The sequence below is a fragment of the Luteimonas cucumeris genome, assembly GCF_007830035.1.
In the GTDB taxonomy this organism is placed as follows: Bacteria; Pseudomonadota; Gammaproteobacteria; order Xanthomonadales; family Xanthomonadaceae; genus Luteimonas_C; species Luteimonas_C cucumeris.
On sequence record NZ_VLKN01000001.1, the window covers coordinates 632,930 to 656,794 of the forward strand.

At 64.0% G+C, this 23,865-nt stretch carries 19 protein-coding genes; 13 read left to right on the forward strand and 6 right to left on the reverse strand.

The features are described 5' to 3' along the window. The first annotated feature begins 3 nt into the window (after positions 1 to 3). From IP90_RS02880 to gcvH, 4 genes are all read left to right on the forward strand, one after another. Complete coding sequence (locus IP90_RS02880; protein WP_144898095.1) at positions 4 to 684, forward strand: DUF2987 domain-containing protein; 681 nt, start codon at positions 4 to 6, stop codon at positions 682 to 684. Between the two features lie 95 nt (positions 685 to 779). Next, positions 780 to 1,895, forward strand: a complete 1,116-nt coding sequence (gene gcvT / locus IP90_RS02885) for a glycine cleavage system aminomethyltransferase GcvT (RefSeq protein ID WP_144898096.1) — start codon at positions 780 to 782, stop codon at positions 1,893 to 1,895. A 36-nt stretch (positions 1,896 to 1,931) separates the two neighbouring features. Continuing rightward, positions 1,932 to 2,549, forward strand: coding sequence for a 2-hydroxychromene-2-carboxylate isomerase (locus tag IP90_RS02890; RefSeq protein WP_144898097.1), 618 nt, complete (start codon positions 1,932 to 1,934; stop codon positions 2,547 to 2,549). 86 nt (positions 2,550 to 2,635) lie between these two features. Beyond that, positions 2,636 to 3,031, forward strand: coding sequence for a glycine cleavage system protein GcvH (gene gcvH / locus IP90_RS02895; RefSeq protein WP_144898098.1), 396 nt, complete (start codon positions 2,636 to 2,638; stop codon positions 3,029 to 3,031). Here the strand turns inward: gcvH and IP90_RS02900 are convergent. Then, the gene (locus IP90_RS02900; RefSeq protein ID WP_144898099.1) at positions 3,025 to 3,315 is read right to left on the reverse strand and encodes a hypothetical protein; all 291 of its coding nucleotides are present in this window, start codon (positions 3,313 to 3,315) and stop codon (positions 3,025 to 3,027) included. The genes gcvH and IP90_RS02900 overlap by 7 nt on opposite strands. A gap of 539 nt (positions 3,316 to 3,854) precedes the next feature. On the opposite strand from IP90_RS02900, the gene IP90_RS02905 reads away from it, so the two are divergent. Continuing rightward, positions 3,855 to 4,292, forward strand: a complete 438-nt coding sequence (locus IP90_RS02905) for a hypothetical protein (protein WP_144898100.1) — start codon at positions 3,855 to 3,857, stop codon at positions 4,290 to 4,292. Positions 4,293 to 4,949: 657 nt separating this feature from the next. On the opposite strand, the gene IP90_RS02910 is transcribed toward IP90_RS02905, so the two are convergent. Beyond that, a complete protein-coding gene (locus tag IP90_RS02910; protein ID WP_144898101.1) occupies positions 4,950 to 6,344 on the reverse strand; it encodes a serine hydrolase domain-containing protein in 1,395 nt (464 codons plus the stop codon). 95 nt (positions 6,345 to 6,439) lie between these two features. On the opposite strand from IP90_RS02910, the gene IP90_RS02915 reads away from it, so the two are divergent. Together IP90_RS02915 and IP90_RS02920 are read left to right on the forward strand one after the other, a co-directional pair. Continuing rightward, positions 6,440 to 7,036, forward strand: coding sequence for a LemA family protein (locus tag IP90_RS02915; protein ID WP_144898102.1), 597 nt, complete (start codon positions 6,440 to 6,442; stop codon positions 7,034 to 7,036). A 94-nt stretch (positions 7,037 to 7,130) separates the two neighbouring features. Then, the gene (locus tag IP90_RS02920) at positions 7,131 to 9,041 is read left to right on the forward strand and encodes a M48 family metallopeptidase (protein ID WP_144898103.1); all 1,911 of its coding nucleotides are present in this window, start codon (positions 7,131 to 7,133) and stop codon (positions 9,039 to 9,041) included. Between the two features lie 40 nt (positions 9,042 to 9,081). Here IP90_RS02920 and IP90_RS02925 read toward each other — a convergent pair whose 3' ends face one another. Further along, positions 9,082 to 9,945, reverse strand: a complete 864-nt coding sequence (locus IP90_RS02925; RefSeq protein WP_144898104.1) for a LysR family transcriptional regulator — start codon at positions 9,943 to 9,945, stop codon at positions 9,082 to 9,084. 99 nt (positions 9,946 to 10,044) lie between these two features. Here IP90_RS02925 and IP90_RS02930 point away from each other — a divergent pair, with 99 nt between their 5' ends. Next, a complete protein-coding gene (locus IP90_RS02930; protein WP_144898105.1) occupies positions 10,045 to 10,791 on the forward strand; it encodes a hypothetical protein in 747 nt (248 codons plus the stop codon). Positions 10,792 to 10,815: 24 nt separating this feature from the next. Here IP90_RS02930 and IP90_RS02935 read toward each other — a convergent pair whose 3' ends face one another. After that, complete coding sequence (locus IP90_RS02935; RefSeq protein WP_144898176.1) at positions 10,816 to 12,423, reverse strand: GMC family oxidoreductase; 1,608 nt, start codon at positions 12,421 to 12,423, stop codon at positions 10,816 to 10,818. A 146-nt stretch (positions 12,424 to 12,569) separates the two neighbouring features. Between IP90_RS02935 and IP90_RS02940 the strand changes: the two genes are divergently transcribed. Beyond that, entirely contained in the window at positions 12,570 to 13,955 is a 1,386-nt protein-coding gene (locus IP90_RS02940) for an NTP/NDP exchange transporter (RefSeq protein ID WP_242007455.1), read from the forward strand. Between the two features lie 58 nt (positions 13,956 to 14,013). On the opposite strand, the gene IP90_RS02945 is transcribed toward IP90_RS02940, so the two are convergent. Beyond that, positions 14,014 to 14,484 carry a hotdog fold domain-containing protein gene (locus IP90_RS02945; protein ID WP_144898107.1) on the reverse strand — a complete coding sequence of 157 codons (471 nt, stop codon included), beginning with the start codon at positions 14,482 to 14,484 and terminating at the stop codon, positions 14,014 to 14,016. 113 nt (positions 14,485 to 14,597) lie between these two features. Further along, positions 14,598 to 17,069 carry an acyl-CoA dehydrogenase gene (locus IP90_RS02950; RefSeq protein WP_144898108.1) on the reverse strand — a complete coding sequence of 824 codons (2,472 nt, stop codon included), beginning with the start codon at positions 17,067 to 17,069 and terminating at the stop codon, positions 14,598 to 14,600. Between the two features lie 195 nt (positions 17,070 to 17,264). Here IP90_RS02950 and IP90_RS02955 point away from each other — a divergent pair, with 195 nt between their 5' ends. The 4 genes from IP90_RS02955 to IP90_RS02970 all read left to right on the forward strand — a co-directional run bounded on the left by IP90_RS02955 (position 17,265) and on the right by IP90_RS02970 (position 23,803). After that, entirely contained in the window at positions 17,265 to 17,858 is a 594-nt protein-coding gene (locus IP90_RS02955) for a TetR/AcrR family transcriptional regulator (protein WP_144898109.1), read from the forward strand. Between the two features lie 229 nt (positions 17,859 to 18,087). After that, entirely contained in the window at positions 18,088 to 19,887 is a 1,800-nt protein-coding gene (locus tag IP90_RS02960) for a phosphoenolpyruvate carboxykinase (GTP) (protein ID WP_144898110.1), read from the forward strand. 143 nt (positions 19,888 to 20,030) lie between these two features. Beyond that, a complete protein-coding gene (locus IP90_RS02965; protein WP_144898111.1) occupies positions 20,031 to 21,596 on the forward strand; it encodes a tetratricopeptide repeat-containing sulfotransferase family protein in 1,566 nt (521 codons plus the stop codon). Between the two features lie 107 nt (positions 21,597 to 21,703). Beyond that, positions 21,704 to 23,803: a tetratricopeptide repeat protein gene (locus IP90_RS02970; protein WP_158635255.1), complete on the forward strand. Its 2,100-nt coding sequence runs from the start codon at positions 21,704 to 21,706 to the stop codon at positions 23,801 to 23,803. Positions 23,804 to 23,865: the final 62 nt, after the last annotated feature.

Genomic DNA, 23,865 nt, shown 5'->3' on the forward strand with positions numbered 1-23,865 from the left:
GACATGAGGCATGCGCAGGGATGGCTGGTGCCGCTGTTGCTGGCATGCGGCATCGCGCATGGCGACGAGTGGCGGGAGATTCCCTACAAGGAGGTCGCCCGCATGCAGCTGGTATTGGAAAAGGTCGATACCGACCGGGTATTCACCACTTCCTATTCGATCAAACGGGCCGATGGCCGTCCTGCGTTGCCGCCCAACCTGCGCGTTGAAGTCGTGGCCGCGGGCAAGGCCGTGCCGCTGCAGGTCGATCCCGACGGCAAGGTGCACCTGCCGATCCGGCAGGACTGGGTCGACAACCGCGCAACGATACGCATCAACCAGCCCAAGGGATCGATGACGCTGTCGTACGGCTACAAGGCGCGCACGCCGCCGGGCACGCGGATGCACTACTCGCGGCTGACCGAATCGCTGCAGGTCATGGAGCGTGGCATCGAGCAGGCGGCGGGCCTGCTCAGTTTCCTGGCGCCCGAACCTTATGCCTTGGGCATCATGTTTCCTTCCGGCCCGCAGCAGGAGGTGGTGCTGACCTTCCCCGATGGTTCGGTCAAGCGTTTCCGTTCGTCCGGCAGCGGCAGTTCCGAGGGGATCGACAACCGCCTCGAACTGCCCTGGAACCCGGACTGGCAGGATGCGGAAGTGACCTTCAGCGCGCCACCGCGTTCGGTGCTGCCCTTGATGAAGTGACTGCGTCATCGCACAGCGCCACCGCCGGAAAGCCCGCGCGGACGTCGGCTGGCGTCGTCTGGGATAATGGCGCTCTTTACCCGAGAGCCGCTCCCATGACCCAGAAGACCGTCCTCAACGATGCCCACCGCGCACTCGGCGCCAAGATGGTCGACTTCGGCGGCTGGGACATGCCGTTGCACTACGGTTCGCAGGTCGAGGAACACCACCTGGTGCGGCGCGATGCCGGCATGTTCGACGTCAGCCACATGACCGTGGTCGACCTGCGCGGCGCGCGCACCCGCGAGTTCCTGCGCCACCTGGTCGCCAACTCGGTGGACAAGCTGCAGAAGCCGGGCAAGGCGCTGTACACCTGCATGCTCAACGCGCAGGGCGGCGTGATCGACGACCTCATCATCTATTACCTGGCCGAGGACTACTTCCGCCTGGTGGTCAACGCCGCCACCCGCGACAAGGATCTGGCATGGATCACGCAGCAGGCGGCGCCGTACGCGGTCGAAGTCGGCGAGCGCCCGGAGCTGGCGATGATCGCGGTGCAGGGGCCGACGGCGCGCGAACGCGTGATCGGCCTGTTGTCCGCCGACACTGCGGCCGCGGCTGGCAAGATCGGCAAGTTCGTCGCCACCGAAGCCGTCACCAGTGATGGCGTGCCGTTGTTCATCGCCCGCACCGGCTACACCGGCGAGGACGGCTTCGAGATCATCGTGCCGCAGGACCAGGCCGTCGCGTTGTGGAATGCGCTGCTCGCCGCGGGCGTGAAACCGGCGGGGCTTGGGGCACGCGACACGCTGCGCCTGGAAGCCGGCATGAACCTGTATGGTCAGGACATGGACGATACCGTGTCGCCGTACGAAGCGGCGCTGGCCTGGACGGTGGCGCTCGATGCGGATGCAGAGCAGAAGCCGCGCGACTTCATCGGTCGCGCCGTGCTCGAAAAACAGAAGGCCGAAGGCGCGCCGCGGCAGATGATCGGCGTGGTGATGGACGACAAGGGCGTGCTGCGCCATGGCCAGAAGGTGCTGACCGCCAACGGCGATGGCGAAATCCTGTCCGGCACGTTCTCGCCGACGCTGGGCAAGGCGATCGCATTCGCCCGCGTGCCCGCGGGCGAGCCGGCCGACGTGCGCGTCGATATCCGCGGCCGCGAGGTGCCGGTGCGAGTGGTCCAGTTCCCGTTCGTGCGCGACGGCAAGCCGAAGGAAGGCATCTGACGGACGCGGGCGAGGCGCCACACGTATAGCCACGACATGAACAGCGTCGACTACTACTTCAGCCTGTTGTCGCCGTATGCCTATCTTGGGCATGCGGCCCTGCTGGAGATGGCGCGCGACACTGGCGTGTCGCTGTCGTATCGACCAGTGCGCATCTTCGACCTGTTCGCGGCCAACGGCGGCCTGCCGCTTGGCCAGCGTGCGCCGGCGCGGCAACGTTACCGGCGGCTCGAGCTGCAGCGCTGGCGCGAACATCGCGGCCTGCCGCTGAACCTGCAGCCGCGCTATTTTCCGGTGGATCCGTCGTTGGCCGATCGCGCGGCGATCGTGCTGGCGGAGGCCGGGATCGATGCTTCCAGCTATGTCGCGTCCGGATTCCGTGCGGTGTGGGTGGAGGATCGCGACATCGCCGATCGCGCCACCGTGGCGGCATTGCTGCATGGCGCGGGACACGATGCCGAAGCCATCCTGGTGCAGGCCGATGGCGACGCTGCCGAAGCGCTTTATCTCGCCAACACCGAGGCGGCCATTGCCGCCGATCTGCCTGGTCTGCCCGGTTACGTACACCGGGGTGAAGCGTTCTGGGGTCAGGACAGGATCGGGCTGCTGCACGACGCCATCGTCAGCAGGCGCGCGCCCTTCATCGCCGACTGACCACCGCCGATTCCTTCGCTTAAACTACGCCTCCACCCTCCCGCCCTACCGTAACCATTGCGGTCAATTGCACCACGGAGCCATCGATGAGCGAGATCCCCGGCGACCTGAAATTCCTGAAATCCCACGAGTGGGCCCGCGTCGAAGGCGACGGCAAGATCACGGTCGGCATCTCCGACCATGCCCAGGGCCTGCTCGGCGACCTGGTCTATGTCGAGTTGCCCAACGTCGGCGACCGCGTGGAAGTCGGTACTGCCTGCGCCGTGGTCGAGTCGGTCAAGGCCGCATCCGACGTCTACCCGCCGGTGACCGGCAAGGTCGTCGAGGTCAACGCCGCATTGTCGGACAAGCCCGAGACCATCAATGAAGACGCCTACGGCGACGGCTGGATCTTCGTCGTCGAAGCCGAAGAGCCCGAGCAACTCAACGAACTGCTCGCTCCGGACGACTACGCCGAGCTGCTGGAAGAGGACGCTCACTGATCGTTCACGCCTTGGAGACCGACGCGGATCGCGGCGGTTGCCTGCTTCCAGATCCACGCATTCCATCCGACCCGCAGCGACGACGCTGCGGGTTTTTTATTTTCCGACCATGCCGCACGGGCATGTTCGCCCGGTAAAAAGTTTGCGCAAATTGGCGCAAATCGAGTTGCGCGGGACGCAAAAACGAACCGTTCGTGAATATTTTTTTCGGCCTCATCGGGCCGGCGCGGGCAGCATGCGAAGCATGCGCGGAACATGGCGCCGAATCCGACGGCATCGGTCATCGCAACGCAAAGCGCAAAGCAGAATGCTTAAAACAAAGCATTTTTGTTACGAGCGTAATGCGCGCGACAGCTTGGCGCTTCCGCGAACGCGATCGAGCAGCGCCGGATCGGGATCGCGTGTGCCCCAGCCGGGCGCCACGGGGCGCAAAAATAATTGCTGCAGGGTGTTGACAGTGGAAAAAAGCGTGATTAGGTTTCGCCCAGCAGACATTGCCTGCCGAAGCGAGTGAGCCGAATCAAACCGAAAGCACGAAGCAAAACACAGTGCTCCGCCCGGACGTTCTATACGGTGGACTCAGGCTTCGTCTCCCTCGCAAAAACGCAATGCACCGGATCACGACACCCGCGCCGCCCCCGCGCCGCGGGTGTTCTTGCATCACGCGGATGTATCCGCAGGAGTCCGCAGCTGTCCGCGCGGATTCCATCTGTATCCGTCCCGCTGCGCCTGGCGCAGCGGCGGTTGGTCGCGGGTCCGACTCCCGCGATGTTGCTGAACCTGGGCAGTTGTATCCGATAGTCCACTGACGAGGAGCCATCCCATGGCTGTTAAGAAAGCTGCTAAGAAACGCCCCGCCAAGAAGGCGGCCAAGAAAACCGCGAAGAAAACCACCGCCAAGAAGGCAACCCGCAAGGTAGCCAAGAAGGCTGCGCGCAAGCCGGCCAAGAAGGCCGTCCGCAAGGCAGCCAAGAAGAAGGTCGCCAAGAAGGCCGTCCGTAAGGCCGTGAAAAGGAAGGTAGCCAAGAAGGCTGCAAAGAAGGCCGTCCGCAAGGCAGCCAAGAAGAAGGTCGCCAAGAAGGCCGTCCGCAAGGTAGCCAAGAAGAAGGTTGCCAAGAAGGCCGTCAAGAAGGCTGCCAAGAAGAAGACTGCGAAGAAGACTGCCAAGAAGGCTGCGAAGAAGGCCAAGAAGAAGCCGGCCCGCCGCGCGAAGAAGGCCGCTCCTGCGACCATGCCGGCCATGCCGGCACCGATGATCTAAAAACAAGAAAAACCCGATTAGCCGTAATCAAGACTCTCCTCCGCGCCCAGGCGGGGGGGAGTTTTTTTATGGCCGGGGGTTCGACAGGACGAAGCCGGCCACTGCTTTTCTCTTTCCGCTCGGTTGGAATGCCTGCAAGGCAGGTTAAAAATGCGAGCACAGAGGCGGGTTAGCCAATGCATTGCTATTGGCGCGAACACCAGTGATCCGTGCAACGTCATGGACCCGAAGGGCGGCGCACATGGATGTGCGCCGTTTTCCGACCGAGCCATGGATGGCGAGTCGGAAAATCGACGAGGACGAGCAACTGCAACGGGGAGCCTTGTCGGGGAAGGGCCTTCTCTTTACTCAGGGCTACGCCCTTCGCCCTTCGGGCCGGCTGCGCCGTTCGCGCCTGCAGCGCAGTGGTTACTTTCTCTTGGCCCCATCAAGAGAAAGTGACCCGCACGCGCAGCGGGCGGAAGCTTCGGCGCTTCAGCTCCGACCGACACCATCCGAGCAAAGGTGCTAAGTCTTGAGGGTCCCCGAGCCAGTGCACATGTCGCGAGGCATAGCGCCAACAAGCAAGCAGCGTCGCAACGCGGTGCTTCCCGCGCTTGGCACAGGGATGACGGCTTCAAGGAAAGAGCAGCGGAGCAAGCGCCGCTCTACAGAATGTTATTTCGGCGACGCTTCCGACGTCGTCGCATCCATGCCCGCGGTAGTGGCCGGAGTGCCGGCCATCATCGTCTCCGCCGCGCGCTGCGATGCTGCTGGCGTGTCCACCCACGCCACCATCGGCAGGCCGATGGCACGGTCGAGGATGGTCGGCAGCAGGCCCGACGGCAGCGAACTTTCGCTGTTCCAGAGGATGGCGATGCCCAGGTCGCGGTCGGGCAGCAGCGCCATCATGCCGCGGTAGCCCTGCACCGCGCCGGCATGGAACACCACTTCATGGCCGGCGTAATCGTAGACGCGCCAGCCCAGCGCATAGCTGGCCGAGTCTACGCGTTCGCGACGCCATGACGACCCGCGGATCTCGCCCGGCGTTTCGATCAGTGGCGCGTGCAGCGTCGCCAGCAGCGGTGCCGGCAGCACGTCCGGGCGGTGCCCGGACTGCGCGATCAGCCACTGCGCCATGTCGCTGATGCTGGCGTTGACGCCAGCGGCCGGCGGCATCCGGTAGTAGGTCGGCTTGGGCATCAGCGACACCCAGCCACCGCGGGCGCGCACATGCGGCCGCGCCCAGCGTGCACTGGCTTCGATGCCCTCAAGGCCATAACTGGCATCGTTCATGCCGAGCGGCTTGAAGATGCGGCGCTGCACGGTTTCGCTGTAGAACTGGCCGGTGGCGGCGAAAACGATGTCGCCGATCATGCTGAAGGCGACGTTCTGGTAGGCGTAACAATCGCCGGGCATGCATTTCATCGGCGCTTCGGCGAGCTTCCGCACCAGGTCGCGGTACTCGGCGTTGCGTTCGATATCGCGGTCGTAGGCGTTATGGGTCAGGCCGACGCGGTGGCTGAGCAGGTCGGCGACATTCAACTGCTGCGCCGCGCCCGGACTCGCCAGCCGGAAGTCCGGCATGTAGTCGGTGAGCTTGCTGTCCCAGCGCAACGCGCCTTCGGACACCAGCATGCCGGTGATGGTGCCGGCGAAGGATTTGGACAGCGATGCCAGCCGGAATACCGTGTGCGCGTCGACCGGCTCGGCCGCCGACACATCGGTGACGCCGTAGCCACGCGCGGACAGCACGCGGCCGTCCTGGACGATCGCCAGCGCCAGGCCGGGAATGCGCTGGTCGGCGACCAGTTCCTGGGCGATGGCCTCGAACTGGCGCACATCGAAACCCGACGCCAGCGGCTGCGCAGAGCGTCGCGAAACCGGCGTGGCCGGCGCCAGTGGCTGCTCGTTTTGAGTAGGGGCGAGGGTAGCCGGCGTCGCGGCGGCTGGTTGCGGTCCCTCCCAGCGCAGCGGTGTCTGCGCTGCGGAAACCAGTGCCAGCGGCAGCAGCAGACTGACCAGTCCTACGCGCCAGGTACGCCGATGTGGTCCCAACCGCTTGCCTTTCATCGGGTGCCTCCCCTGCGTATGCTGCGGCTTCAGCCGTCTGTTTGCCGGATACTAATCGGAATCGAACGGACTTTGCATGAACAAGGGGAACTTTGATGCTTACTGTGTTGATCCTGCTGGGAATTGTGGTGGTGTTGGCATTCTGGGCGGTAGGCATCTACAACGGCCTGGTGACGGCCCGTAACGCCTTCAAGAATGCGTTCGCCCAGATCGACGTGCAGCTGCAGCGCCGCTTCGACCTGATCCCCAACCTGGTCGAGACCGTCAAGGGCTACCTGACCCACGAACGCGAGACGCTGGAGGCGGTCATCGCCGCGCGCGGTGCGGCCGTATCCGGCCTGTCCGCGGCCAAGGCCAGCCCGGGCGACCCGGCGGCGATGGCCCAACTGGCCAACACCCAGGGCATGCTCGACAGCGCCCTCGGCCGGTTGCTGGCGGTGTCGGAGGCCTATCCGGACCTGAAAGCCAACCAGAACATGATGCAGTTGACCGAAGAACTGACCAGCACCGAGAACAAGGTGGCGTTCGCGCGCCAGGCCTTCAATGATTCGGTGATGGCCTACAACAACCGGCGCGAGGTGTTTCCGTCCAGCGTGGTCGCCGGCATGTTCAACTTCGCCCCGGCCGCCCTGCTGGAAATCCCGCCGGACCAGCAGGCCGAGGTACGCGCGGCGCCGAAGGTGCAGTTCTGAGGGCGGCGATTGGTGATTCGGTATTCGTGATTCGTCCAACTGCCGTGGCCGTCCTGTCGAATCACGAATCACCAATGACGAATCACATCCAAGCGTGAACTTCTTCGAGCGCCAGGCCGCTGCGCGGCGTACTTCCACGCGCCTGATCGTGCTGTTCGCGCTGGCCGTGGTCGGCATCGTGGCAGCGGTCGACCTCGCCGTGCTGCTGGTGTTCGGCGGTGGCATGGGCGCGCTGGTGGTGACATCGCTGCTGACACTGGCGGTGATCGGCTTCGGTTCGCTGTACCGCATGGCGTCGCTGCGCGGCGGTGGCGAACCGGTGGCGCTGCAGCTCGGCGGCACGCAGGTGCCCGAAGACACCACTGACATACAGTTGCGCCGGTTGCGCAATGTGGTCGAGGAGATCGCGATCGCTTCCGGCGTGCCGGTGCCGAAGATCTTCGTGCTGGAGCACGAAGCGGCGATCAATGCCTTGGCCGCCGGCTATTCGCCCTCCGACGCGGTGATCGCGGTGACCCGCGGCGCGCTGGAACAGCTCAACCGCGACGAGTTGCAGGGCGTTATCGCGCACGAGTTCAGTCACGTGCTCAACGGCGACATGCGCCTGAACATCCGCCTGATCGGCGTGCTGTTCGGCATCCTCATGCTGAGCCTGATCGGGCAGCGCATTCTGGTCTACGGACGCTTCGGCAGCCGTGGCAGGGGCGCCGGCGGAGTCGTCGTGGCCGCGCTGATCGCGCTGGCCGTGGGCTACATCGGCCTGTTCTTCGGCCGCATGATCAAGGCCGGAGTCAGCCGTACCCGCGAATCGCTGGCCGATGCTTCGGCGGTGCAGTTCACCCGCCAGACCAGCGGACTGGCCGGCGCGCTGAAGAAAATCGCCGCCAGCGATGGCGGCTCCACGCTCACCCAGCGCGGCGATGCCGAAGAAGTCAGTCACATGCTGTTCGGCGATGGCGTCGGTTTTTCCGGTCTGTTCGCCACCCACCCACCACTGCTCAAGCGCATCCAGGCATTGGAGCCTTCGTTTCGTGCCGAGCAGCTCGAGGAGTTGCGGCGACGCTGGCGCGCGAAGCCGCCCGGTTCGCAGGATGACGCGTTGTCCGCCGGCACCACCGGCGAGCGCCGTTCGCCGCTGCCGATCCTGCCGGTCGGCTTGCCCGGCGCAGCCGCGGCGTTGGACCTCACGCCGCCGATGGTCGCCGCACAGGTCGCGCAGCCGTCATCGGAGGATTACCAGCGCGCCGACAGCATCGTCGCCGCTATTCCGGAACAGGCCGGGCAGCTGGCCAGGCAACGCGATTCGGTGGTCCCGCTGCTGCTTGGCCTGCTGCTGGATCCGTCGCCGCAGATACAGGCCCGTCAGCGCACGGAAATCGAGGCGCGCCTGGGTGCGGACATGGCCGCGACCGCGCAGCGGCTGAAGGGCGAGAGCCTCGACGCACTGCATCCGATGCTTCGCCTGCCACTGGCGGCGATGGCCTTCCCTGTATTGCGGTTGCGGCCGCGGCCGGAACTGGACACGTTCATGGATACCGTGCACGCGGTCGTCCACGCCGACGGCCGGGTATCGCTGTTCGAATACTGTCTGGGCCGGTTGCTGGAAGTACAGGTGCGCGAGTCGCTGGATCCGTCGCAGTACGCGCGTTTCGGGCGGCGCAAGGCCGGCAGCGTGAAGCAGGAATTCGCCACGTTGCTGGCGGTGGCCGCGCAGGCAGGCCACGAAGATGCCGCCGCCGCGCAGCGTGCCTATCTCGCGGGCATGCAGCGCGTGTTGCCGCGTGATCACGTGCCCTATGCACCGCCTGCCGATGGCGTGCTGGCGCTGGATGCCGTGTGGGAACCACTCGACGCGCTCGATCCGCTGGCCAAGCAGGTGATGGTGGAAGCTATCACTGCCGCCGTCAGCCACGACGGCCGCGTCACCGTCGCCGAGGCGGAACTGCTGCGTACGATCTGCGGCGCGCTGCATTGCCCGTTGCCGCCGATGCTGGAACGCAACTGACCCGTCGTAAGGCGGCGCGAGCTTCGCTCTACGAGGACTGTCAGGCCGAAAGCGCTGCGATCCGCAGCAAGGCGGCGTCCTCGCTGCGCAGTTCGCGCTCGCTGCCGACCAGGTGGATCTCGTTGCTGCAGGCGTGTCGTTTCAAACGATGCACCCGCAGTCGCGAACGATAGGCGCGGCCCAGCGCGGAATCCAGTGGCACCACGCACCATCCGCGGCCGTTGGCGACGCTTTCCAGCGCCTCTTCCAGTTCGTCGAAATGATCGCCGCGGTTCCACGGCTGCGGCAGCGGAATCCGATGGGTCTCGAACCAGCGAAAGAAGACGTACTCGAATTCCTCGTAGGTGACGAAGGGCAGTTTCGGGATCGCTTCGGGTGCGGGCGTGGCACGCCGTGACTTCGGTCCGACCAGCGCCAGTTCCTCCTCGCCCAATGGCACCGATGCAATGCCGGAAGTGACCAGCGGCCGATAGCTGACACCGAGCGCGACGCGGCCGGTTTCCAGCAGCGCCTGCACGCCGCTGGCGGTACGGAACAGCACTTCGACCGGCCGATCGCGCGGCAGCAGCTGCATCAGGCGCGGTACCAGCCGGTAGCGACCGAAGCCGGACACGCAGGCGATGCGCAGCGGCTCCTGACCGTCGGCTTCGCCGAGGCTCTCCCAGGCGTGCTGCAGGTCCAGATAGGCGCGCTCGATCGACGCAGCCAGCGCCTGCCCACGCGGTGTCAACGCCAGCCGCCGCCCCGATTTTCGGAACAGCTTCGCGCCGAGCAGGCGTTCGAGCCGTTGCAGGTCGTAGGTGACCGCCGAAGGCGATTTGTGCAGCTCGCGCGCGGCGGCGATCACGCCGCCGCTGGCGACCACGGTGCGGAACACGGACAAGCGCTTGAAGTCGGGCTGCATGGCTTCATTCTAGGCGCCTGAACATTGCCGCGGCGATTCGAAATAGTCGCCGCGCACCTGCGCCGCTAGGCTTTATGCGATTGCCCACGGAGATGCACCATGCGGTTCCCGGCCTGCGTCCTGCTTGCCTTGGCCTTGTCTGCGCCGGTTTCGGCGCAGGCGTCCGCATCCACCCGCGACAGCGGCGACGCGGCGCACCTGTTCGCCTACTGGCCGAAGAAAGGCATGGAAGACCGCTTCGACCAGGGCTATCGCGCCCATCTGCGATGGCATCGCGAAAAGCGCGATCCGCTGGTCTGGTACGGCTGGTACGTATACGACGGCGAACGCGCCGGAATGTTCATTGACGGCAGTTTCGGCGCACCGTTCGCAGCCTTCGACCGCCGTGTCGATCCGGCCGGCGACGGCGCCGATGCCGGGCGCAATGTCACGCCTAATGCCGATACCGCGTTCCGCGCCAGCTATCGCCTGCGTCGCGAACTGAGCACGGGCGTTCCGCTCGAACAGTGGCGACCCTCGAAGAGCGTGCAGGTATTCCACTACACGCTGCACCCTGGCACTACACAGCGCTTCGAAGCCGTCTTGCGCGCCGCGCGCGCGGCGTTGCAAGGCAGGTCGGACGTGCCGCCGCATACCTGGTACGAAAAGCTCGTCGGCGGCGCGGTACCGCAATACATGTTGATGATCGCGCGCGACGACTGGAGCAGTTACGACCGTTATCCGGGCGGCCTGGACGGACTCCTCGACGACCCGACCCATCGCATCGATTTGGCGGGAGCGGTCGCCGAAGTGCGCGCGGAAACCTGGAATTACCGGGCGGACCTGAGTCTGGTTCCGGAAGATTGAGCAGCCAGAAGGGAGGGCTCGGAATCAGGCGGCGCGGATCAGGTCCGCCGCCCGTTCGGCGATCATGATCGTCGGCGCATTGGTGTTGCCGCTGATCAGGGTCGGCATTACCGAGGCATCGACTACGCGCAGGCCATCGACGCCGCGCACGCGTAGTTGCGGATCGACCACCGACGCGCCATCGCTGCCCATGCGGCAGGTGCCGATCGGATGGTAGACGGTTTCCGCCTTTGCACGGATGAACTCGATCAGTTCGGCGTCGGACAGGTCGCTGCGCGCGGGGAAGATCGGCGCGCCGCGATAGGGATCGAACGCCCGTTGCGCGAAGATGTCGCGTGACAGGCGGGCGCATTCGACCATCATCTTCAGGTCGTGGCCCTCGGCGTCGCTCAGGTAATTGGCCTCGATGCGTGCCTTGCCGGCGGGATCGGTGCCGGTCAGGCGGATCCGGCCGCGACTGCGTGGATGCAGGAAGCAAGCATGCAGCGTGTAGCCGTCGCCCTGCAGACGACGCCGGCCGTGGTCGTCGAGCATCGCCGGCACGAAATGGAACTGGATGTCGGCGCGCGCATCCGCCGCATGACGCGAGCGCACAAAACCGCCGGCCTCGGCGATGTTGCTGCTGCCGGGGCCTCGGCGACCACGCAGGTAATAGTGGAAGGCGATGGTCGCGTCGCTGACGCGGTCGTAGCTGACGCGCCGGGTGCTGTGCTGCAGCGTGCAGATGTCGAGATGGTCCTGCAGGTTCTGGCCGACATCGGGTGCATCGACCGCAACATCGATTCCGTGCCCGCGCAGTTCCGCCGCAGGTCCGATCCCGGACAACATCAGCAGTTGCGGCGAATTGATCGTGCCGCCGCTCAGCAGCACTTCGCGCTCGGCGCGCGCGCGCATCGTCTTGCCGTCGCGCGCATACGCGACGCCGACCGCGCGGCCATCCTCGAGCACGATCCGCTGCGCCAGTGCCCCGGTGTGCACGCTCAGGTTGGTGCGCGATCGGGCCGGCTTCAGGTACGCCGCCGCCGAGGAACAGCGCGCACCGTCGCGTTGCGTGACCTGGTACAGACCCACGCCCTGCTGCTGCGGGCCGTTGAAGTCGGGGTTGTGCGCGAAGCCGGCCTGCTGCCCGGCCTGGATGAAGGCGTGCGACAGCGGATTGGTGTAGCGCAGGTCGGAGACGCTCAATGGACCATCGCCGCCGTGCAGTGCGGCAAATTCACGCTCATCCTGAGCATGTCGAAGGACGCGGCTGTTGCTTTCGCTGCGCCTGAAGTAAGGCAGCACCGATGCCCAGTCCCAGCCGGTGGCACCCTGCGCCGCCCAGCCATCGTAGTCTTCGGCCACGCCACGGATGTAGCACATCGCATTGATCGAACTCGATCCGCCCAGCACCTTGCCGCGCGGCCACCACAACATGCGGTGATTGAGCTGCGGCTCCGGCGCGGTGTCGTAGTTCCAGTTGACGCCTTTCTGGCCGACCAGCTTGGCCAGGCCCGCGGGCATGTGGATGAAGGGATGCCAGTCGCGCGGGCCGGCTTCCAGCAGCAGCACCTTGACCGAAGGATCCTCGGACAGCCGGTTGGCGAGTACACAGCCGGCGGAACCCGCGCCGATGATGATGTAGTCGTAAATCGCAGCAGGATCAGGCATGGGGCGGAAAGTAGGCGGCAGGGCTAGAGCATATGCTCTGGCTGCGCCGAGACCGCCACGATGGCGGATTCGCGCATCATCGTTTACCGTGCCGCGACTCCGCCGCAGGCCCGCATCCGCGAGCAGCCGTGAATCCTCCCGCTCATCTGCAACGCCTTGGCCGATTCCGCGCCGCGCTGGCCGCCTCGCCGCCGCTGTGGTGGGCGCTGCTGTATTTCTTCAGCCTGTTGTGCGGTTACTACGTGCTGCGGCCAGTGCGCGATGCGATGGCCGCGTCGGCCGATGTCAGTGCGGTGTTCCCGCAGGCCTGGATCGCCTGGGCGCGGGGCGCGGGATTCGAGCTGAAGGATTTCACCCTGCAGCTGCTGTTCACCGGGACCTTCGTGGTGATGCTGCTGCTGCAGCCGGTGTACGGCGCGCTGGTGGCGCGATTCCCGCGACGGGTGTTCCTGCCGGTCGTGTACCTGTTCTTCATCGCCTGCCTGATCGGTTTCTGGTGGGCATTCGACCGCAACGCCTCCGGTCGCGGCGCGCTGTTCTTCATCTGGGTGGCGGTATTCAACCTGTTCGCGGTCACCGTGTTCTGGAGCTTCATGGCCGACGTGTTCGACAACGAGCACGCCAAGCAGGTTTACGGCTATATCGGCGCCGGCGGCACGATCGGCGCGCTGGTGGGCCCGATGATCACCCGCTATCTGGTCGGACCACTGGGCGTGGCCAACCTGCTGCTGGTGTCGGTCGGATTCCTGGCGCTGTGCCTGCTGTGCATCCTCAAGTTGCGTCCGTGGGCGATGCGCCGCGAGCGCGAGCACGGCGAGGTCAGCGGCGAGCAGGCGATGGGCGGTTCGATCATCGCCGGGCTGAAGCTGGTCTGGCAGAAACCGTTGCTGCGCGCGCTGGCGATGCTGATGTTCTTCGGCGTCGGCGTCGGCACGCTGCTGTACAACGAGCAGGCGGCGATCGCGCGCCAGTTCTATCCCGGTGCCGAGGCCAGCACGCGGTACTTCTCGACCATCGACTGGGCGGTGAACACGCTCACCATCCTGATCCAGCTGTTCCTGACCCGCTGGCTGCTGCGTCGCTACGGCGTTGCGCCGACCCTGATGATCCCGGCGATCGCGATCCTGGTCGGCTATTGCCTGCTGGCGCTGTCGCCGCTGCCGCTGCTGGTGGCGATGGTGCAGGTCGCGACGCGCGCCGGCGAATTCTCGCTGGCCAAGCCCGGCCGCGAGACGCTGTACACGCGCGTGGACCGCGAGTCGCGCTACAAGGCCAAGGCGGTGGTCGACACGGTGGTCTACCGCGCTGGCGACCTGAGCTTCGTCTGGCTGCACAAGGGGCTGGCCGCGTTCGGCTCCAGCGTCGTGTTCACCGCGGGCATCGGCGTGGCGCTGGGGTTCCTGTTCGGCGCGTGGCGGGTGATCCGGGCGCAGCGTGCACTGCCGGACGAGGGTGCGCCCGGAGACCACCCAACTACACAGCCGCCGATTCCTCGTCGGGCGCAGCGTGCGTGATTCATGTTTTACTGGCCGCGATCGTGTGCACAGCGCACGCTACCTTGCGTGGTGCGCGTTACGCGCGGCGCGGCGAGACCCACATCGCGATGCGCGCGCGAAACACCGGCTCGCCACCGGGGTCCACCACTGTCACTTCCACCGGCAGGTCGTAGCCTTCGTCGGCGGCGACGATCGGCTGCAGTGGCAGCGCGGTCGCGTGCATCGTGCCGACCGCTTTCTTCAGGTATTCGACGGTCATGCCCTTGGGTATCCAGCGCATCGAAGGCGGCAGGCTGGCGTCGGTCATCAGGCCGGCGCTCAGTTCGGCCAGGTTGCATAGCGCGATCGCGTGGACGGTGCCGAGATGGTTGCTCACCTTGCGTCGATGGCGAATGGTCGCCACGCAACGGTTGGCTTCCAATGTCTCGATGCTCGGTGTGATGCTGGCGAAGTAGGGCGCCTTGAAGCAGACCGCGCGCGAGAACAACCAGTGGCCCGCGGGCCAGCGGGTGATGCGGCGGTAAAGCGACAGTACGTTGGCGGCCATCAGCCGGGCTCTCTTTTCAAAGATACGGCACTTGCCCGCGGGAAGGCTTCAGCCCGACGTTTCACTGGAAAACGACGGCTGAAGATTTTCCCGCAAGGGATTCCATGGAGTTCTCAAGCGGCTTCGCGCGATGACTGCGAAACGGCTGGCGGATGCGATTCCGCGCGCAGTTCCCAGGACTCGAAGTCGTCGACCGAAATCGCGTCGATCGTGATCCGACGCAGTTCTTCCAGCTGCGCGCGTTCCTCGTCGGTGATCCAGCCTTCCTTGACGCCTTCGTCGAGCTGCGCCTCGAAGGTCAGCGCCTCGATGTCGCTGTTCTTCAACGCCTTGAGGAACTTGCGCTCGACCGGCTCGGCCAGGATCACCTTGGGCAGGTAGCTGTCGACGCGGCCAGCCGGGTTGTTCTCGCACGGCGTGGTGAACACGCCGTCGGCGAGGCGGTTGCGCGCCTCGTTGGGCGACATCAGCAATGCGGCGACCTTGTGGCCGAGACGATCGCTCGGGTATTGCGCGCGGCGGCCGATCGGGAATACCAGCGCCCACAGCAGCCAGCCGACCGGGCGGAACGGGAAGTTGCGCAGCGCGCCCGACAGCGCCTTCTCGATCTTGAAGGTGGCGTGGTGGATCGACCATGCCAGCAGCGGCTGGTCGGTGACCGGACGGCCCTCGTCCTCGTAGCGCTTGAGCAGCGCGCTGGCGATGTAGAGGTTGCTGAGCACGTCGCCGAGGCGGCCGGACAGCGATTCCTTGAACTTGAGCTTGCCGCCGAGCAGCAGCATCGACGTATCCGCGCACAGCGCCAGCGCCGCCGAGTAGCGGTTGAGCTTGCGGTAATAGCGACGCGTGTAGGCGTCGCCGGGCGCCTTGCCGAATTTCGCCATGGTCAGGCCGAACCAGAACGAGCGCACCGCATTGGAGATGGCGAAGCCGATGTGGCCGAACAGGTTGCGGTCGAACTCGCGCAGCCGCTCGTCCGGATCGGACAGTGTCGTCGCCTTCATTTCCTTCAGCACCCACGGATGGCACAGGATCGCGCCCTGGCCGAAGATCATCAGCGAGCGGGTCATGATGTTGGCACCTTCGACCGTGATCGCGATCGGCGAGGCCTGCCACGCGCGCCCGAGGTAGTTCTTCGGGCCCAGGATGATGCCCTTGCCGCCATGGATGTCCATCGCGTCCTGGCAGACCTGGCGGCCCATCTCAGTGCAGTGGTACTTGGAGATGGTCGACGGCACCGCCGGCAGTTCGCCACGCGCGACTGCCGCGGCCGACGCTTCCGACAAGGCGCTGATCGTGTAGGCGTTGCCACCGATGCGGGCAAGCGCTTCCTCGACGCCCTCGAAGCGGCCGACCGACAGTCCGAACTGCTTGCGGATGCGGGCATAGGCGCCGGTCACCACCGCCGCGATCTTGGAGCCGCCGCTGGCGGTGGAGGGCAGGGTGATCGAGCGGCCGATCGACAGGCATTCGACCAGCATCTGCCAGCCCTTGCCGGCATAGGCTTCGCCGCCGATCAGCTGGCTCAGCGGAATGAACACGTCCTTGCCGCGGATCGGGCCATTCTGGAATGGGCTGTTGAGCGGGAAATGACGGCGCCCGACCTCGACGCCGGCGGTGTCGCGCGGCAGCAGCGCCAGGGTGATGCCGACGTCGCGCTGGTCGCCGATCAGCCCTTCCGGATCGTACATGCGGAACGCGAGGCCGATCAGGGAAGCGACCGGCGCCAGGGTGATGTAGCGCTTGTCGAACGTCAGCTTGACGCCGACCACGCGCGCGCCGTTCCACTCGCCGGTGGTAACGATGCCGAAATCGGGGATGGAAGTCGCATCGGAACCGGCCCATGGCCCGGTCAGGCCGAAGCAGGGCACCTCGCGGCCATCGGCCAGGCGCGGCAAGTAGTGGCTCTTCTGTTCGTCGGTGCCGTAATGCATCAGCAGTTCGGCCGGGCCCAGCGAATTGGGTACGCCGACCGTCGAACTGACCACGCTGGACACCGACGCCAGCTTCTGGATCACCTTGTGGTTGGCCAGCGCCGAGAAACCCAGGCCGCCGTATTCCTTCGGGATGTTGAGGCCGAAGAATTTGTTCTGCTTGATGTAGTCCCACATCTCCGGCGGCAGGTCGGCATGGACGTGGGTGATTTCCCAATCGTTGGTCATGCGGCACAACTCTTCGACCGGACCATCGAGGAAAGCCTGTTCCTCCGCAGTCAGGGTTGGCCTGGGTTGCGACAGCAGCGCGTTCCAGTCCGGCTTGCCGGAAAACAGTTCCCCTTCGAAGCCGACCGTGCCGGCTTCCAGCGCCACGCGCTCGGTTTCCGACAGCGGCGGCAGGATCTTCGTGTAGAAGCCGAGCAGCGGCTTGGTGATGTACGGCAGCCGGATCTGCGGCAGCAGCAACGGCACCGCGATCAGCGCCGTGACCAGGCCGGCTATCAATGTGGCGCCGCCGCTGGCGCCGAGCAGCCAGCAGGCCAACAGCACGGTGGCCGTCAGCGCCGCCCAGACCGGAAGTCGCAGCCGGTGGTAGGCCGCGATGGCACCTACGAGCAGGAATGCGAGGAAAGGAATCACAACGCTCATGGCTATGCTCCGGCGAGCCCACGGGCCCGGGCTAAGGTGGGACAGCAACCGTGAGGGTCGTGTGCGGCCTTCACGGCTTTACCATACGCATAAGTATGGATACTATGCCGGCCTGCGTCAACGCAGCGCTCAGCGCAGCTTGTCGCGCAATGTTCGATACTGTCCCAGACCTTATCGTATGGATACACTGCCTCCATGACCCTGCCGGCCGTCAAATCCGAACGCAGCGGCCGCCTCAGCGCTGAAGACTGGGCCCAGGCGGCCCTGGACCTGATCGCCGAGCAGGGCGTGGCCGCAGTCGCGGTCGAGCCGCTGGCGCGCCGGCTGGGCGTGACCAAGGGCAGCTTCTACTGGCATTTCCCTTCCCGTGACGCCCTGCTGGCCGCGGCCCTGGAGCGCTGGGAGCACGTCGAGCAGGAACTCGTGTTCGGCAAGCTGGAAGCGGTACCCGATCCGCGCGCCCGGCTGCGCGCGCTGTTCCAGATGGTGTCGCACGAGGTGCAGTCGCACATCGTCTACAGCGAACTGCTCAAGGCACTGGATCATCCAACCGTGCAACCGGTGATCGGCCGCGTCTCGCAGCGCCGCCTCGAGTACCTGACCGCGTCGTTCCGCCAGGCCGGCCTGAGCCGCACCGACGCCCAGCATCGCGCCCGCCTGGCCTATGCCGCCTACGTCGGTTTCCTGCAGCTCAACCTGCAGTTGCAACTGCAACAGCCGAAACTGCACCACGATGAGTTCGAGGCCTATGTCGAACACATGATGGCGACGCTCATCCCGCAGGCATGAACGCCTCGCGTCCGACTGACAGCCTTGTAGAGCGGAGCTTGCTCCGCTGCTCTGGCTTTGCCTTCTCTCCCGCCAACGGCGGGGAGAAGGTGCCGAAGGCGGATGAGGGGGCTTTGGCTTTTGCCCTCCGCGCAGAGGCAGAAGCCGCCGAGCCGGCCCAACTCCACAAAGCGGCCCACCGGGCCGCGCGAAAACCTATTCCCTGTAACAGGCCTTAAGGAGCACAACCATGAGCGCAGCCATCGACTATCCAGACACCAGGATCGGCGGGTCGGAAACGAAGGGCAGCCAGCTGGATGCGCTGAACCAGTGGGTGCTGCAGGTCGCGCAGCTGACCGAGCCGGCCGCCATCCACTGGTGCGATGGCAGCGACAGCGAATACGCAGCACTCCTCGAGACCATGCAAGCCGACGGCAGCTTGCTGCCGCTGAATACGGACACGCATCCGAACAGCTGGCTGCATCGTTCCGATCCCGACGACGTCGCGCGCGTCGAACACCTCACCTTCGTCTGTACCTCGGACCGCGACGATGCCGGCCCCAACAACCACTGGATGGCGCCGGCGGAGGCGCACGCGAAGATCGATGCGCTGTTCGCCGGCTGCATGCGCGGCCGCACGATGTACGTGATCCCCTATTGCATGGGCCCGATCGACTCGCCGCTGGCGCGTTGCGGCGTCGAGATCACCGACTCGCCTTACGTCGTTGCCAACATGCGGATCATGACCCGCATGGGCGCGGCGGCCTTGGCGCGCATCGAGCGCGAGGGCGCGTTCGTGAAGGGACTGCATTCGATCGGCGAACTCGATCCGGAGCGCCGCTTCATCATGCATTTTCCCGAGGAGCTGACGATCAAGTCGTATGGTTCCGGTTATGGCGGCAATGCGCTGCTGGGCAAGAAGTGCCATGCGCTGCGCATCGCCTCGTACCAGGCGCGCCAGGAAGGCTGGCTGGCCGAGCACATGTTGATCGTCGGCATCGAAAACCCGCAGGGCGAAACGCATTACATCGCCGCGGCGTTTCCGTCGGCCTGTGGCAAGACCAACCTGGCCATGCTGATCCCACCAGAGAGCTATCGCGAAGCCGGCTGGAAGGTGTGGACCGTCGGCGACGACATCTGCTGGATGCGACCGGGCGCCGACGGCCGGCTGTATGCCATCAATCCGGAGGCCGGATTCTTCGGCGTGGCGCCGGGCACCAGTGCCAGATCCAATCCCAACGCACTGGCCTCGATCCAGCGCGACACGATCTTCACCAATGTCGCCACCACCGCCGACAACCAGCCGTGGTGGGAGGGCCTCGACGAGCGGACGCCGGTGAAGGATTGGCGCGGTCGCGACCATGATCCGGCCAAGGGTCCGGCCGCGCATCCCAACTCGCGCTTCACCGTCAGCGCCAGGCAGTGCCCGTCGTATTCGCCGCATGCCGAGGATCCGCAGGGCGTGCCGATCAGCGCGATTGTCTTCGGCGGCCGTCGCGCATCACTGGTGCCGCTGGTGTTCGAGGCCCGCGACTGGACCCACGGCGTCCTGGTCGGCGCCTCCATGGGCTCGGAAACCACCGCCGCGGCCACTGGCGCGGTCGGCGTCATGCGTCGCGACCCCATGGCGATGAAGCCGTTCTGCGGCTACAACTTCGCCGACTATTTCGCCCACTGGCTGTCGTTCGACAAACCAGGCGCGAACCTGCCGAAGATCTTCCACGTCAACTGGTTCCGCAAGGGCGACGACGGCAAGTTCCTGTGGCCCGGCTTCGGCGACAACCTGCGCGTGCTCGAATGGATGATCGGCCGCGTCAAGGGAGAAGCCGAAGCCGTCGACACTCCGATCGGTGCCCTGCCTCGTGCGGCGGACCTCAACCTCGAAAACGTATCACTGAGCCCGGAAGCCCGGGAGAAGCTGTTTGGCTTCGACCGTGATGGCTGGCGTGCCGAGTTCGAGGGAATCGCAGCTTACCTAGGTGAGTTCGGTGGGCGGATGGCACCGACGCTGCCGGCGGAGCAGAAGCGGATTGCGACGACCTTGCAGTAGGCGGGGGTAATGCGGCCCGATCGGTCTTATTTTCATCGGATGATCGATCGACACTTCAAGGCTGCGTGCAAACATGGAGCGGGCGGGTCGCGTCGTACATCTATCTGCCTTCCTCGTTCTGGGGAGGGTTAGAATCCCATAACATGCTCACTTCAGCCCATGCATCCGCACTTCAACGTGCCGAATACCTGCTTAACCAACGCGACCTTGTCGCTGCTCGTTTAGCCTATGAATCGCTGCTGGTTTGCCATGAGTTGGCGGCACTGGCACACCTGCGGCTGTCACTGATTGCCTCCGCCACACAGCGTTACCGTGACAGCGTCGACCATGCTGTCAGTGCTTATGACGCACGCATGCCCGATGCTGATCTACTGGAGATGATATGCAAGCGATTGATGACCGTTGGTGAGATGAAACTCGCGATCGCTTGTGCTCAGGAGCCAGCGCTGTTGCAAACCAAGTCGCCGGCAAAAACCGCAGAAATTGGCAAGCTGATGAGTGATGCTTTCCAGCCGGAGCTGGCACTGCGTTTGTTGGAGATGTCAAGAGCGAATGGTCTGGATACACCAGCCGTACGTTATTTGATCGGTCTATCCCAGATGTACGCTGGAAGTCTCGAGGCGGCGGAGTCTGAGCTTGAAAGCTGTTTGCAAGCCGATCCCGATTTTGCGCCCGCGTACTGGGCTGTGTCCAAGCTGGGCCGGCAAGGATCGGGCAATCATCACGTCGAACGTCTGCGTGCAGCCATCGCCCGCTGTAGTTCGGGCCGTGCCGCCGATCTGCCGTTGTTGTATTACTCCTTGTTCAAGGAGCTAGATGGCCTGGGCGACACGAGGCAAGCATGGCTGGCTTTGTCGGAGGGAATGCACCTTCGTCGGAAGCTGGTGCGCTATGACGCTGATGTCGAACAACGATTATTCGTTCACCTCAGCGGGTTGTCGCGATCACTCCCCTCCGACCCACCGCCTCACGAAGGTGCCGTGCCAATTTTCATCATTGGCATGCCACGTTCAGGGACTACCTTGCTCGAACGCATTCTTGGCGGCCATCCCGATATTGCGGATGCTGGTGAGCTCCACGACTTGGTGTGGCAGCTGAGGTGGATATGCGACAAGGCAGGTGCCCCATTTCTGGACCAGGCGCTCGCCGAGCGTGCAGAGGATATCGATTGGCCGCAATTGGGGCGTCGCTATCTGGCGCATACGCAATGGCGTGCGCGAGGGCGAGCCTTCTATACGGACAAGATGCCGGCGAATTTCATCAATGTTTCGTATGTTCTGCGCGCGATACCTAACGCGCGGATCCTGCACATGATCCGCGATCCCATGGACACCTGCTTCTCGAACCTGAAGGAACTGTTTGCCGGCCCATATCCGCACAGTTATGACATGCTGGAGATGGCCGATCATTATCGCCATTACCGACGTTTGATGGCGCATTGGCATGCATTGTTCCCGGGGCGGATCCTCGACGTGCAATATGCCGATCTGGCGGCCGACCCTGAACGAATCGGCCGGGAAGTCATTGCATTTTGTGGCCTTTCTTGGAACGAGGGTATGGCGGCCATTGAGAAACGAACCGACGTGACGACCACAGCGAGTGCGATGCAGGTGCGGGAGCCGATTCATACACGTTTTGTCGGCCAATGGTACCGGTATGCGGAGTACTTGGAACCGATGCGTGAACGCCTTGGAGCTATGGATCAGTAGCCGATGTTGTTGACCCAGATTGCGCTACATGCGGCAACTGTGGCTGCATGTGGATGTCATGCAGGTTTCCGAGACATCTCAGGAGGACGATATGGAAGGCGCAAACGATGCAGCACATACGCGATGGCGTTTCCGGCATGAGCGATCCACAACAGTTTGAATTGGCGCAGACTCTCATGCGCCGCGGCGAGTACGTGCGTGCGGAAGAGCTATGTCGTTCGTTGCTGCGCGTGAAGGCTGACGACTTCGGTGTCTGTCATCTGTTGGGGGTGCTGTTGCTGCTGCGAGGGGACTCGATGGGCGCGGAACGGCAGCTTGCTCATGCGATCATCTTGGATTCGAGCATCCCGGCCGTGTATTACAACCACGGTAACGCCTTGTCGGCTATCGGCCGCTGCACGGACGCTATTGCTAGTTACAACCGAGCAATTGCACTTAAGCCGGACATGGCAGCGGCTTTCTGCAATCGCGGTAACGCGCAATCCAGGCTTGGTCTTTTGGATGAAGCAGTTATCAGTTACCGCTCAGCTGTGTCTCTTAGAAATGATCTTGTTGAAGCACATAACAATCTTGGAAGCGTGTTGCTTGCGCTGGGGCGTAACGAGGAAGCTTTAGGTAGTTTTAATGCCGTGCTTGACATTAAGCCGTCGCATGTCGGTGCATTGAACAATCGCGGAAATTCATTCCTGGCGCTTGACCAGCCCAATAAGGCGTTGGCTAGTTACGATCGCGCGCTGACGATCGAGTCTGGTTCCGCGGAAATAAACAATAATCGCGGTATGGCGTTGCAGGCGCTGGGCCTTTTGGATGAAGCGATAGTTAGCCACAGTCGAGCTATAGAATTGATGCCAGGGTTCGTTAAGGCGTACTGCGATCGTTCCAATGCCCGTCGCCGTATGGGTCGACCGGATCTAGCCATTGAGGACTGCGAACGTGCCTTTGCTCTGCGACCGGACTCAGCTGAGGCATTCAACGCCCGGGGCATCTCACTTCACGACATGCTCATGTTTGAAAGGGCGTTGGATGATTACGATTACGCCATAAAGCTTATGCCTTTGTTCGCCGAGGCCCATAACAATCGCGGCAACGTGCTGCATGACTTGGGGCGGTCCGACGAGGCGTTGGAATCCATGCGCACTGCGCTTGCTCTTAAGCCGCGTTATGCGGAAGCCATGAATAACATGGGCATGATTTTCCAGGACACTAGGCGCTTTAAAGAGGCGCTCTCAGCGTATGACGCCGCATTGGAGTTCAAGTCCGGATACAAGGAAGCTTACAAGCGCCGCGCAACGCTAAAGTTGCTGCAAGGGCAATTTCATGAGGGCTGGAAAGATTATGCCGTCAGTATGGATCGAGGTCGCGGCGTAGCCCCTAGCAGTGGGGACGTGCCTTTCTGGTCAGGGGAATCGTTGCGAGGCAAGTCTATCCTGTTGTATGAGCGAAACGGGTATGGAGATACGATCCAGTTTTTCCGTTATGCGCGAGAGATTGTCGCGTTGGGCGCTAAAGTGACGTTCGTTGGTGCTCCGAGGCTTGTCCATCTGCTGGCGACCTGCGCGCCACAAGTTCGCTTCCTCGATGCGGCAGATATTGCTGACGAATTCGACTGCCAATGCGATCTGTGGAGCTTGCCGCGCATCTTCTCCAGTGACTTGCAATCGATTCCAGCCGAGGTTCCTTATTTAGCTGCGAATCCGCAAGAGGTTGAATTTTGGAGAGAGTGGTTAGGTACCGGTTACTTCAACATTGGTATCAGCTGGCAAGGTAACCCCCAGCGCAAAATAGATTCGGGACGCTCGATACCTCTTTCCGCCTTCGCCCCGCTGGCGCGCACGCCTGGAGTGAGACTTATCAGTCTCCAGCGCAATTTCGGCCTGGATCAGCTTGATTGCTTGCCAGAAGGAATGTCTGTGGTCGATCCTGGTTCGACATTCGATTCTGGTCCTGACGCGTTCCGCGACACGGCAGCTTTGATGATGGGTCTAGACCTGGTGGTAACGTCAGATACCGCGACAGCGCATCTGGCGGGTGCCCTTGCGCGGCCTACTTGGGTAGCACTCAAAAGCGTCCCGGAATGGCGTTGGTTGCTGGACCGTCCTGATAGTCCCTGGTACCCGACGATGCGCATATTCCGACAGAAATCGAAGGGAAATTGGCCTGAAGTTTTCGAGGCTATGGCGACGAGGCTCGCGACACGAGTCGCGTAATATTAAGCATAATCTTGAGAAGTTTCGTGGCGGAAGCGTTGCTGTAGGTTCTATGCGTCACA

What these genes read in the sequence shown, in the direction of transcription:
- gcvH (WP_144898098.1), top strand. Translation starts at nt 2,636, where the DNA reads ATGAGCGAGATCCCCGGCGACCTGAAATTCCTGAAATCCCACGAGTGG.
- IP90_RS02950 (WP_144898108.1), bottom strand. Translation starts at nt 17,069, where the DNA reads ATGAGCGTTGTGATTCCTTTCCTCGCATTCCTGCTCGTAGGTGCCATC.
- IP90_RS02905 (WP_144898100.1), top strand. Translation starts at nt 3,855, where the DNA reads ATGGCTGTTAAGAAAGCTGCTAAGAAACGCCCCGCCAAGAAGGCGGCC.
- IP90_RS02955 (WP_144898109.1), top strand. Translation starts at nt 17,265, where the DNA reads ATGACCCTGCCGGCCGTCAAATCCGAACGCAGCGGCCGCCTCAGCGCT.
- IP90_RS02925 (WP_144898104.1), bottom strand. Translation starts at nt 9,945, where the DNA reads ATGCAGCCCGACTTCAAGCGCTTGTCCGTGTTCCGCACCGTGGTCGCC.
- IP90_RS02960 (WP_144898110.1), top strand. Translation starts at nt 18,088, where the DNA reads ATGAGCGCAGCCATCGACTATCCAGACACCAGGATCGGCGGGTCGGAA.
- IP90_RS02890 (WP_144898097.1), top strand. Translation starts at nt 1,932, where the DNA reads ATGAACAGCGTCGACTACTACTTCAGCCTGTTGTCGCCGTATGCCTAT.
- IP90_RS02970 (WP_158635255.1), top strand. Translation starts at nt 21,704, where the DNA reads ATGCAGCACATACGCGATGGCGTTTCCGGCATGAGCGATCCACAACAG.
- IP90_RS02910 (WP_144898101.1), bottom strand. Translation starts at nt 6,344, where the DNA reads ATGAAAGGCAAGCGGTTGGGACCACATCGGCGTACCTGGCGCGTAGGA.
- IP90_RS02900 (WP_144898099.1), bottom strand. Translation starts at nt 3,315, where the DNA reads ATGACCGATGCCGTCGGATTCGGCGCCATGTTCCGCGCATGCTTCGCA.
- IP90_RS02930 (WP_144898105.1), top strand. Translation starts at nt 10,045, where the DNA reads ATGCGGTTCCCGGCCTGCGTCCTGCTTGCCTTGGCCTTGTCTGCGCCG.
- gcvT (WP_144898096.1), top strand. Translation starts at nt 780, where the DNA reads ATGACCCAGAAGACCGTCCTCAACGATGCCCACCGCGCACTCGGCGCC.
- IP90_RS02965 (WP_144898111.1), top strand. Translation starts at nt 20,031, where the DNA reads ATGCTCACTTCAGCCCATGCATCCGCACTTCAACGTGCCGAATACCTG.
- IP90_RS02915 (WP_144898102.1), top strand. Translation starts at nt 6,440, where the DNA reads ATGCTTACTGTGTTGATCCTGCTGGGAATTGTGGTGGTGTTGGCATTC.
- IP90_RS02880 (WP_144898095.1), top strand. Translation starts at nt 4, where the DNA reads ATGAGGCATGCGCAGGGATGGCTGGTGCCGCTGTTGCTGGCATGCGGC.
- IP90_RS02945 (WP_144898107.1), bottom strand. Translation starts at nt 14,484, where the DNA reads ATGGCCGCCAACGTACTGTCGCTTTACCGCCGCATCACCCGCTGGCCC.